We start from the raw sequence: 12,471 nt of genomic DNA on the forward strand, positions 1-12,471 counted from the left end.
AATATCATTAGCTTTAAATGGAATGAGCCCGATAAAATATCGAGCTCATATCAATAATTAATTTTTTAACCGTCCAACTTTTTGGGGGCTGTCCAAAAATGCCTCCTTTTTTTATACATAAAACATTATTCAGAGAACTTCTAAGATTCTAGCAAATCATATAATATTTTGTTTCCTATCCATTTATCTAATTTTTTATCATCATCTAAAACAGAAGCAAAGCTAATTTTACACTGATGTTCTACTCCATCAAATTGGTTATTGTGATAAAGTTTAAATGGACTCGATGCACCATCACCTGGATACAGCAACATTACTTTACTCGTGTTCCAAAAACGAGCATAGGTGTACATTTGTCTTAAATCTTCTATAGATGGTTGACTGTTTTTTGGTTTCTTCCATTTGGTATCAATAATAATGGTCTCCTCTCCTTTTTGAATTACAATATCTGGTCTGATAGTCCTATAAGTTCCCCAGAACTTTTTAGATGCTTGTCCTTTTACTATAATTTCGGATCCTCTACATGTTTTCTTTAACATAGTTAAAACATATTCTTCCCAAAGAATGTTCATGTCAAATAATAACGCTAACATCTTTTCTTTACCTGATTTTATGTCTGGAGAATAGTTCAATAATATTAAACGAGCTAATTCTAATGCCTTGGTGTAAGCGATTGTTTTCCTATTTAAGCTTACATTGTTTAGAATCTTCTCATTTATTTGTATTCTAGAAACTGTTGGGAAATTCATTTTGATACGCTTACAAGCATCACTTAAACGAGTTCCTTTGGTAAATTGATCTACCACACACAAAGCTTCGTTTAGTACTTGATGTAGTTGATGATTGGTATCATATACTTGATGTGTGGTGTAAAAACGTTCTTTATGAACTAAATTATGACGTAAGTTCCCAGCAAATTCTAATTTTCCTTTGAGTACCGTACTGTTAGAGGTGTTTTTTCTATACTGTTTTACCAAACCACTGTGAATTAAGAACTGTAGTTCCTTTAAGTATATTTCAAAATAAATTTCTAATAAGTTTAAATTTTGTCTATTTACATTGGCTGCTCCTGTGCTTTCTACTTTTAAACGACCTGTGGTTTTTAGCATTTGCAACAATACCTCTCTCCACAAGTTTTCTTCTTTATTTTTATCTACTTTGGGAAGTATTTCTATGGTTAAATCTTCTACCTGAATGATCCCTACGAATTGTTTTAACTTAATTCCTTTGGCAATTCCATCAAAATATTTGTTGTCATGAAATTCATTGAACCTTAATAAGGCATCTAGTTTCTCTTGATTCATGTATTGATGAGTCAAGGTTAAACGATCATGTTCAAATAAGGTTATTTGTTTCATTAGGCCAATAATTTAGCTATTGCCTCTTTAAAATCAATTTCATCAAAAGGGATGATTTCATATGACTGGCTTACTAAACTTTCTCTGCCTTGGTATTCAAAACTAGAGAAGATGGCATCATCGTTCTCTACAATTTTGACAAAACCTTCTCCTAAGACCAATCCTATTTTACCATCATCTCCATAAAAATATTCTTGTAACAATGGAATGATACAGTCTTTAAAGGTGGTTTTTAATTCCTCAAGGGAAGTAACATTTATAAAATAAGAATGACCTATGGTATGATCTCTATTTATCAATGCCTCTACTCTTTTGTTAATCTTTTCTAAAAGTTCTGAAAGATTGATATCTTCTATTATTTTGTCTTTTAAAAGTAATGTATTAGGCATCATTTCTTCAAACACAAATCTACGTCTTAAAGCCGTATCTAAAGCTTCTACCGAACGATCTGCTGTGTTCATGGTACCAATAATATGTAGGTTGTTAGGCACTCCAAAAGTTTCTTTGCTGTAAGGAAGTGTTACCGTTAAGGCTTCTTTGTTTCCTAAACGTTTGCTAGGTTCTAATAACGTAATAAGTTCTCCAAATATAGCGGATACATTTCCTCTGTTGATTTCATCAATAATTAGTACTATTGGTTTTGCTGTAGCATCTTTATAATTTTCAAAATGAAAATTATTTACCATTTGTTTTTTATCATGATAAGATGTAATGTTAGGCTCAGTAGTATTTGTTTGAATCATCAAATCTCTAACCTTATTTAATACCGCCCAAAAAACAGTTGCATTACAACCTCCAATATAATTAGTGATTTCTTTGTGCAGGTTGTCTAACTCATTTAATTCACCAATATTTTGATGTAATTTTAATAATCGAGTTTCAGAAACTGTGTATAAAGTTTTTCCGTTTTGATGTCTTAAACGAATATTTCCTTGGTCTGTAATATTTTCTACAACAACTGTATTTCCATTTTTTATAATCAACTCTACTGATTCATTATTTGAAAAACTAACTTCTATATTTTCTAATAATTGTTTGTACGCTTGAGTAAAACTATAAGTTTCTTTTACTTGAGTACTATTAGATTGTTTTACAAACTCATAAGATGCTTGGTAACTTAATTTTTTAAATAGTCCATCTTCAATTTTATAAATTACCTGATTTTCATCAGTTGTTTCTGGTTTTATTCCTTCTACAAAATCTTCATAAGCCATGGATTGATGAAAAGTGGTAAATACAATTTGTCCTTGGTTTATCAATTCATCATATCTTTCTTTTAAAGTTTTTCTGCCTTCTTTGGAGGTATCATCTATGATAAATGAAGGATCTGCTATTGAAACCGCTTTGTTAATGGTATTGTAGGTTTTACCTGTTCCTGGAGGTCCGTAAAGGATTTGGTTAAGTGGATGCCCATAATCTACTGGTAATTTACCTGAGAAAAAAGCAACAAAATACTTTAATCCTTTTCCTTTATGTTCAAAGGATCTAGATGATAATTTTTCATATTCTTTGAATTTTAAGTTCGAAAAATATTTAAAATCCTCTACCTCAAAATATTCTTTTACTTTATGTTTTGTTAGTATTAACTTTAAATTATTTGCATAAATATTAATTGTAGTTTTACTTAAATCATTTAATTCTAAATAAGTTAAATACTCCTGATATAACGAATCTATTTGTTCCGTTTTATTCCTAACCATACTCTTGTTAAATTTTTCTTTTAAAAAAATAAAGTAATTATTTTTACCCATTATTGCTTTAGGTCTTCCATTCCCTTTTTTATTATTATAGTCATAAAAAGCCTTATTTTCAACTTCCAAATCACCATATAGCAATACTTTCAGAAAATCTATTTTTTTATTAAAATTTTCTTTTGACACTTCAAACAAATCAATTTCAGAAAAGTAACTATTAATTTCTTTTAGTTTTTCTAAAACACCATCTAATTCGTCACCATAATAATCTTTATAAGTTTTTGGTCCATTTTTTAATAACCACCTAGCAAATTCTTGTTTTATATCAACGGTAGATGAATTCATTTTATTAAAATAATCTAACACTTGCCATGGGTATGAAATCAAATCCATTTTGTTTGTGTGAGTTATATTTTTTTGAAAATAATTAGCCATTGTATGGCTATCATGGAACCAATTTCCTGTATAATTTTCTATAGGTTCTTCAATATTTTCTTTTAGATAACTAAAAAGTTTCTTTAAATCTTTTTGACTTACTACCGTACTTAATAAATTAGGCTGTAAGCCTGCTAACATCCTAAATGTAGCAGCTTTTCTATCTTGACTAGTGTATTTATTTATAGTCTCTTTTAGTTTTTGATAAGCTTCCCAACTTGGTACAAATTGATTCTCTGCAACAACTTTTAATAAATAAGAAATTTGACCCCAATTATTTTTGATAGCTTCTTTTTCTAAATTGGTAAAATATCCTTGTTGCAAGGATGAAACACATTGATTGTTAGATTTTTCAAAAAACTCCATAAAAACATCATTATCCCAATCTTTATATTCTGCTTTTGTAATGGCTTCTGTAATAAATTTAGGAACAAAATTCTTATAGGCATTTATCCAGTCATTCCACACCTCTATTTTACCTATAACATCTACTAATTTCATTTTTTTCTATAGCTTTTTTATATAAAAACGGTTCAAGTGTTGATACTGAAACAAGATCAGAATACAAGAACTGACATTTACAAGTCCCCTTTAAAAGCTTGGTCTAACAAACTACTTTTTAAGGATTTTAAATGAGTTAGTTTTCTTTGAATTGAAGCTTCAAGCTCTTTTGTTTTTTCTTGAATTTTAACAATTCTTTTAATTTGTCTTTTTTGAACTGATAGGTCTGGGACAGGTATTAACCATTCTTCTAAAAAAGATCTCGGAACTCTTTTTAATCCACCTGCTCCAGTCATGTTTTCTTTTCCTGTAATCCTAAATTGCTCTGTTAAAACAGCAAAATAAATCCATTCTGGTAATACAGTTTCTTTAGGTCTTAAAACATGATATTCTGATGAACCAAACCCTATTCCATTCATTAAATCTTTTGCTAACCCTGCTTTACCATTTTCAAAACAAGGTGTTACTTTTGCTAAAATGATATCTCCATCAGCAAAATAAGTGTAACCTTTGTAGACTTCATTTATTTTTTTTAATTCATTTGGAACAAAATTAATATTATGTTCATTTAAATCTTTCATTGGTAAAAATGAAACATCTATAGTATCTTCTAAATTTCTAACTTCTGATTTTTTAGGCCCAATAAAACAAACTTCTTTAAGCGTTTTATCTCCTTTAGAATATATTTCATCCAACACTGACCCCATTAACGCTTGGGTATGTTGTATGTTTTCTTGTAACAGTGCTATGGCCTTGTCTATGTTGGTAAACAAACCATCTAATTTGGCTACAATGCGTTGTTGTTCTAAATGGTTCGTCGGAAATGACATTTTTACTTCCCTTATTTCTTTCAAATGTAGATTAGGAACACCGACACCTTTCAACCTATTATTAAACTGTTTTTTTGCATTCGGTGAGTTTATGAAATATAGTAAATACTCTGGTATAACTTCTCCTTTAGTTCTCAACCACGCAAGACTAACATAGATATTAAAAGGTACATCTCTATCAACCATTGCTGCAACTCCCGTAGTTCCATTTTTAGCTAACAAAATATCTCCAATTTTTGGTGCAATACGTTTTTGAAATTCTATATATTGCTTTTCGTCAACATATCTAACATTCTGCCAGTCTATTTTTTGAGATGTAACATTTTTAGAAGATAAAAATATATATCCCTTCTCAAAATAGGTTGGAGTTTGATGTGTTCCATCTGTTATTCTCTCACAAATATCTTGTAATCTTTTTTCTTTCCACTTACCCATCAATCAAGCTTTCTATTTGGTTCATTAATGTGTTTATGGCAGCATCGTTTTGTTTGATGGCTTTTAGCAGCTCTTTAGGCGTTTGGTGCACTACCTCTACTACTTTGTGTGGGTTTTTGGCGCTAAGGTCGTAGTCTTTTATGTCTGCTATATTTACTGTCCAGTTATAGCTTACTTCTACTCCGCTCTGTGACTCTTTTAATTTGGCATTGGTAGCATTGCGTTCTTTTGGGTGGTGAAACAGGTGTACAAACTCTTGTAAGTGCTCGTAAGCAATGGGTTTGTTTTTGGTGAGTTTGTAAGGAGGTGTAACATCGTAGTACCAAATATTGTTAGTGGCTCCGTTTCTATCAAAATAAATAATATTGGTTTTTACTCCACTATAAGGCAAAAAGACTCCTGCTGGTAAACTTACAATGGTGTGCACATTAAAGTTTTCTAACAAGGTTTGTTTTACCTTGGTAAATGCATTGTTGGTTTGGAACAAAACTCCCTCTGGCACTACAATGGCTGCACGTCCTTCTAATTTTAGCATTTTCATAAAATGCTGCATGAATAGAATTTCTGTAGCATTGCTTTCTACCGGAAAGTTTTGTTGTATTTGCTTTTTTTCTTTTCCTCCAAAAGGTGGATTTGCCAAAATTACATTGTGTCTATCCTTTTCTTGATAATCTCGTATGTTTTGGGTTAAAGTATTTCCTTTAAAAACGTTAGGACTTTCTATCCCATGAAGAATCATGTTCATCATTCCCATTACATACCCTAAACTGGTTTTTTCTTGCCCAAAAAAAGTATGGTTTTGAATGGTTTCCCAATCTTTTGCGGATAGATTTTCTTTTTTAGTTCCTGCTGTTAAAAAATCAAAGGCTTCTACCAAAAAACCACCCGAACCTACCGCTCCATCATAAATGGTATCTCCTACCTTAATGTGCGTTGTTTCTACCATGGCTTTTATAATGGCTCTTGGAGTGTAGAACTCTCCAGAGTTTCCACCATCAGACCCCATGCTTTTTAGTAGGTTTTCATAAACTTGAGATAACTCAAACAATTCATCATTGCTCTGAAAATCTAACTTATCAATAATATCTAATACTTCACGTAAAGTATGTCCACTAGCAATACGGTTGTCTAAATATTCAAAAATAGCCCCTATTTTATAGGTCAACGTTTTAGGATCGTTGGTGGTACTTTTAAAAGCTTTTAAATAAGGAAACAAGGTATTGTTGACAAAATCTATTAAATCACTTCCTGTTAAAGCTCTTTTTACATCTAATACTCCGTTTTCATCTTTAGGACAAGCCCATTGTTGCCAACGTAAATCTTTACGTAACACATGTGTGTATTCTGTCCCTTCTAAAAAAGCTTCATCGGCTTTGTTGTCTTCGTAATCGTTTAAGAACTTTAAAAATAGCACCCAAGAAATTTGTTCTGTGTAGTGCATGGCACCAGAAATTCCATCATCTCTACGGAGAATGTCCGTAATTCTATCTATATTATTTTGTATGCTCATTTATATATGGTCTCTTAGGTAATTGTACATTAATTCTATATCATTTGAAATCTCATCAACAGGGATTTCTTCAATCATTAAATCTAATTTTTCTTCATCAAAACCTCCATCTTTATATAATGGGTGTATTAATGTCTTACTGTCTAATTCTCTAATATCAGTGAAATCATCGAGATTATTATTTCTAGGAAAAGTAATGTGTCTAAATTGATCTTCTAACTCCTGTAACTTTTCAAAATAATTCAACATGGATGGAGATATTAAATAATTTTCTATTTCACGACGTTTCCAACTTAAAAGGTGACATGTTGTTGCATTTGCAACTCCTGCTACTTTAAATTTTTTGACATCCTTAAACTCATTATGAATTCTAACTCTTAAATCATTATTAACCTGACTTATTGGTAAGTCATCTTTATCACAAATTAAAAATAGATCTTCAGTTAATGAATTACTTGGTGCATTCGCTTTAAAATCTTCTACAAAACGTAGTTTTCCCTTACCAAAAACCTCTTCCGTAGTTTTAAAACTAGATGTTCTCTTTATGGGTATGATTTGATTAAATATTACATTAACTTGTTCTCCTATTTTTTTAAAGGCTAGTTTTCTAAAAATCAACCAATCTACATGATCATCGATTAAGGCTATTTTTTTTATTCTAGAAGCAACATTAAATTCATATGAATTTTTACCTACTATATTTGATAAACGTTTAGATAATTCTATAATTGTTAAATCAGCTTCAATTTTACCGTTTTCTATTAACTTAATGCTTTCTATTTCATTCTGAAGTATTGAATCAGAAATATGAGTAGTCGCAATAATTTTACCTGAAGCAGCTTTTAAAACAGTCCATAATTTTTCTATATTTTCATAATACAAATGAGAATCTATTTCATCAAATAGAAAAATAGTATTTTCTGAATCAAAAAGATCTAATATGGCATATGTGGATAATAATTGATATTCACCATCACTTAAAGAACTGAATTCTAAATTATTTTTAAACTTTAAACTGCATTCTTCTAATTCTGTATTAGAAGTCCATCCATTAGTTGCTAAAGCCCAAAATGTAAAAATTTTATTTATATTCTTATGAGTAAATACATCATATGCTTTTTCTGAATCAAATTTAAGCCAACGTTTTACTAGATTTGTATTGTTAGAAAAATCAAAATCAATATTGAATGTGGAAATTATTTTTTCAATGGTTTCATGAAAGCTTGTTTTTCTTAATTGATCTTCATTAAATACATACCCCTCTTCTTCTTGATCTGTATGTTCTTCTTCCTCAATTTCTTTTTTTATTTTATCTACATAATATTTTCTTATTCTAAATCTAAAATCTAGTTTCGATGAAATATCGTCACCCAAAACATCATCTATATCTATATAATTCTTTTCTACAAGATATTTTCTTACCAATCCATTAGGTTTAAAAATTGTTGACCAAAACACCAACATTCTTACCCAATTAGCATCAAAATAAAAAGAATTGATAGATGATTCCTCTCTTTCATTTAAATATCTTCTATTTATTTTTTTGTGATGATTAAAAAGTGATGAAAACAATTCATTTTGTCCAGATGAAAAACAAATTACTTTAAGAGTTTCATCTTCAATATATTTTTGAAATATTGCTTCTAATATTGAAGATTTCCCACAACCATTTTGACCAATAAATGTTATTAAACCATTTGTTAAGTCTAATGATTGTTCCGCTTCAGATAATTTACTTTTAAAATTTATAGTCATAATTATCCCGCTTTGTATATATTTTCTTGTAGCCTATAGTAGGCATTTAATAAAGTTTTCATGTCTCCAAAAGCCGTTTTGGCATCTTTGGGTGTTCCTAATTTTAGTTTTACCAAATCACCTAATTTATCACGTTGTAATTCCTCACTACCATACGCTTCGTAATGTTTTAGAACAAACTCTAAGAACTCACGTGCTTTTAAGTTTTTATAAATATTAAATAACTGAGGTTCTCCTTTTACGAATGCTACACGTTGTTTGCGTGTCATTAATTCGGAAGAAAAAGAAATATGAGATAATACATCAAAGATATCACATTCAGGAGAAGCAATCATGTTTCTTAAATCATTTAATTGTTCGTTGTCAAAACCTAGATCTGCTAATTTTATCAATAAATCAGCTCTGGTATCTGGATTAGACCATATTTCTCGTAAATGATTTTCATCTTTGTAAATGGCAGGTAACTCCCCTATTAATTTTTCTAAAAATTCACGAGCAGTTAAAGGTTTTCCGTGTTCATCTATGTAACGAGTATCAATATCTGTTACTCTTAATTGTCGACCATTAGAAAGTTCTACTATTAATTTTTCTTTACGTACATAATCTTCTTCTGGTTCATTTGTTTTGGGTTTACGAAGTGGTTTTTGTATTTTTTCTCCTCCCGTTCCTTCAGTATCTATTTCTTCAGGTTCACCATCCCAATCTTTATCGTAAAACAAATTGGTTGCCCCAACAAAATCTATAATATTAAAAAAATCTTTTCCATCAAACACACGTGTCCCACGACCAATGATTTGTTTGAACTCTACCATAGAACCAATGGGTGAGGTTAATACAATATTGCGTACATTTCTAGCATCAACACCTGTAGTTAACATTTTAGAAGAAGTTAAAATTACAGGAATGTCTTTATCATTGTCTTGAAAAGCCTCTAGCAACTCTCTTCCATTTTTTCCTTCATCACTGGTTATACGCACACAGTAATTAGTATCTACTACTTTTTTATGCTTATTGATGTAATCTCTTAGGTCTAAGGCATGGTCTTGATTGGCACAAAACACAATGGTTTTTTCCATTTTACCAATTTGCTGTAAAATGGTTTTTGCTACCAATTCAATTCTGTTTTTAAGTGTAATACTTTTGTTAAAATCTTTGATTTCGTACCTATCCTTGGTTACTTCTCCTTGTATGATTTTACTATCGTTAGTGTGTATGTATTCATCAATATTTGTGGTAATACGTTGTACTTTATAAGGAGTTAAAAATCCATCTTGAATCCCATCTTTTAGGGAATATTCGTAAATAGGTTTTCCAAAGTATTTATACGTATCTACATTGTCTTCACGTTTTGGAGTTGCTGTTAAACCTAGATGAATTGCAGGACTAAAATGATCTAAAATAGCTCTCCAGGAACCTTCTTCATTAGCAGAACCTCTGTGACATTCATCAATAATTATGATATCGAAAAAATCACTTGGATATTCTTTATAATAGCCACCAATGTCTTCGCGCTCTGCAATGGCTTGGTATATAGCAAAAAAGATAAAAGCATTGGTAGGTACTATTCCGTTACGTTTTTTAACTTCTTCACCATCAATTTTAATGACATCATTTTCATACGGATTAAACGTATTGATTGCTTGATCTGCCAATACATTTCTGTCTGCTAAAAAGAGTACACGAGGTCTTCGGTTTTCTCCTTCTATATTCCATTTAGCTGTTAATAATTTATGTACTATTTGAAATGAAATAAAGGTTTTCCCTGTTCCTGTAGCTAAGGTTAATAAAATTCTATTTTGGCCATCTGCAATGCTTTCCATTACTTTATTTACTGCAATTTCTTGGTAATAACGTGGTCCAAAATTCCCTGTTAATAGAAACGGAATGTTGTGTAATTGTTCTTTTAGTTTGTTCTTAGTTCCAAAAAGACGGTTATACAATTCTTTAGGTGTTGGAAAATTATCTATATAATCTCCTTTTCCTTTACTTCTATCAAATTCGTATATGCGTTTACCATTGGTTGCATATACAAAGTTTATTTTTAACTTTTCTGCATAGTCAAGTGCTTGCTGTAAACCTTTGGTTGGATGATCTCCTAGTTTTTTAGCCTCTACAATGGCCAAATTTGTATTATTGTACTTGAGTAAGTAATCTAAAAACAGTCGTTTTCCTCTTTTATTTCCTAACAGTTTTCTACCATCTGTAAAATAGTATTCTCTTACTATATGGATAGGTTCCCATTGACTCTCAACAAGTTTAGGATCGATGAAATTCGCTCTCGTATCAGATTCTGAAATATTTTTCTTACCCATTTAGCAATTCTTGGATTTAAGATATAAATATACAAAGACACTTTCTAAATTATTTTCATTTATTGATATTTGTTTTCATTTGTGTAGTTAGAGTACCCTTTTAAAAGATTAATACTGTATCATCTCAATTTGTTTTGCTCTATCTTCAATTACTTTTTTTAACTGCTCTTTTTTAACTATTGTTAAAAAACTATTATCTATCAACTCATTCCATTTTTCCATTCCTTTTTCTATACGCTTAAATAAGTTACTGATAGCTTTAGTGGGGATATGAGCTTTATTCATTGCAGTTTCAAAATCACTTCTATTTAATTTTCTTTTTTTTCCATTTAAATTTAAAGCTAATTCTTCTTCGTCTTCAGGAATTAGAAGATTTACAGCTACCATATCATACACAGGAGTTAATTGATAATTTTGTTGATCTAAAGCTATTACCGAAAAATTCTTTAAATGCATATCATTGTTTCCTATTAAAAAAGAAACTAATACTTGCTCATAAAATTTAACGACATGAATTAATGGGTTTTGCGTATAAGCTATAATTCCTTTTGCTATTTGCTCGTAAGATCCTTTATACTTATGCTCTGTAAGTCTATCTGTAAACTGACAGGCATCTTCCATAGGAAACTTAATATATCCTAATCCTCTATCAATCCTTCTTGTTAAATAAGCTAACGTACCATCTTTTAAAGGAATTAATAAAAAGGGAACGGTAGCAATACCACAAGCTTTAGCCAATAACATAGATAAAGCCTCAATTTCGGGCATTTGAGGATACAAATGGAAAGGTGGTTTTAAAATAAATTTTCCATTCAAAGCTCCTACGATAGTTAGTCTAGATTCTTTTTGTTCTTTTATAAACCCTAAAGATAATTTAGGCTGTACACCAGTTACAATGACTCTTTGAGCAACATTTTGTTTCGCTAGATCTTCAATCTCTGAAACTTCATAATTTAAATTAAATACAGATTCATCTTCTAGCCAAAACTCTTTTAAACATTTTTTATGGTAATTAGCAATTCCAGTATTTGGTTCTATTTTCTTTAAACAAGCTAAACAAATCATAAGTCAACAGGAATTATACTTATATTACCTATACAGTCTCTACAAGTGGTTAATAGCAAGCCCATTCTATCTCTAGGGTTTAATTTCCAATTTTTATGAGCGATTTCTAATAGCCAACCTTCAGGTATAAGTCCATCAAAAAAAGAAAACATATATCTACTTTCAAAAGGTTTAGATTGCAAAGGAAGTGTTAGACTAACAGCTTTTGCTGAGTCATTTTTTAGATAATCTGCATCATAACAAAACACATAACCATCTTCGTTTTCAATTAACATCCCTGCTAGTTGATTATGAACCCATACTTCTCCTTGTCTCATCGCTTATAGATTTGATAGTTAATGTATGACCAAAAAACAATAATACTTGATTGATTTTATCAGTCATTAAATTAGGTTTTCCTTGTTCTAGTTCTCGTAAAAAACGTAAACCAACTCCTGTTATATCTGCTAATTCAACTTGAGTTAAGTTTGCTTTTTTGCGGCTCTCTCTTACAAACAAAGCAATGTCATTATTTCTATTTCGCTCCTCCATAATTATACCTTTATGGGTGCAATATACTAAAATAAAACATAAATA

At 30.3% G+C, this 12,471-nt stretch carries 9 protein-coding genes; all 9 read right to left on the bottom strand.

The features are described from left to right. Positions 1-140: 140 nt before the first annotated feature. Positions 141-1,358 carry an McrC family protein gene (locus GGR97_RS11825; RefSeq protein ID WP_209272374.1) on the bottom strand — a complete coding sequence of 406 codons (1,218 nt, stop codon included), beginning with the start codon at positions 1,356-1,358 and terminating at the stop codon, positions 141-143. Beyond that, entirely contained in the window at positions 1,358-3,988 is a 2,631-nt protein-coding gene (locus GGR97_RS11830; RefSeq protein WP_209272375.1) for an McrB family protein, read from the bottom strand. The genes GGR97_RS11825 and GGR97_RS11830 overlap by 1 nt, the downstream gene beginning before the upstream one ends. A 77-nt stretch (positions 3,989-4,065) precedes the next feature. Further along, positions 4,066-5,253, bottom strand: coding sequence for a restriction endonuclease subunit S (locus tag GGR97_RS11835; RefSeq protein ID WP_167898733.1), 1,188 nt, complete (start codon positions 5,251-5,253; stop codon positions 4,066-4,068). Then, positions 5,246-6,763 carry a class I SAM-dependent DNA methyltransferase gene (locus GGR97_RS11840; RefSeq protein WP_167898734.1) on the bottom strand — a complete coding sequence of 506 codons (1,518 nt, stop codon included), beginning with the start codon at positions 6,761-6,763 and terminating at the stop codon, positions 5,246-5,248. The genes GGR97_RS11835 and GGR97_RS11840 overlap by 8 nt, the downstream gene beginning before the upstream one ends. Next, a complete protein-coding gene (locus GGR97_RS11845) occupies positions 6,764-8,518 on the bottom strand; it encodes an AAA family ATPase (RefSeq protein WP_167898735.1) in 1,755 nt (584 codons plus the stop codon). Positions 8,519-8,520: 2 nt separating this feature from the next. Next, the gene (gene hsdR, locus GGR97_RS11850) at positions 8,521-10,830 is read right to left on the bottom strand and encodes an EcoAI/FtnUII family type I restriction enzme subunit R (RefSeq protein WP_167898736.1); all 2,310 of its coding nucleotides are present in this window, start codon (positions 10,828-10,830) and stop codon (positions 8,521-8,523) included. Between the two features lie 108 nt (positions 10,831-10,938). Then, entirely contained in the window at positions 10,939-11,895 is a 957-nt protein-coding gene (locus GGR97_RS11855) for a HipA domain-containing protein (protein ID WP_167898737.1), read from the bottom strand. Further along, entirely contained in the window at positions 11,892-12,212 is a 321-nt protein-coding gene (locus GGR97_RS11860; protein WP_167188107.1) for a HipA N-terminal domain-containing protein, read from the bottom strand. Before GGR97_RS11860 ends, GGR97_RS11855 begins: the two co-directional genes overlap by 4 nt. Beyond that, complete coding sequence (locus GGR97_RS11865) at positions 12,184-12,426, bottom strand: helix-turn-helix domain-containing protein (protein ID WP_167898738.1); 243 nt, start codon at positions 12,424-12,426, stop codon at positions 12,184-12,186. The genes GGR97_RS11860 and GGR97_RS11865 overlap by 29 nt, the downstream gene beginning before the upstream one ends. Between the last annotated feature and the right edge of the window lie 45 nt (positions 12,427-12,471).

It is taken from the genome of Wenyingzhuangia aestuarii (genome assembly GCF_011927765.1).
Lineage (GTDB): Bacteria > Bacteroidota > Bacteroidia > Flavobacteriales > Flavobacteriaceae > Wenyingzhuangia > Wenyingzhuangia aestuarii.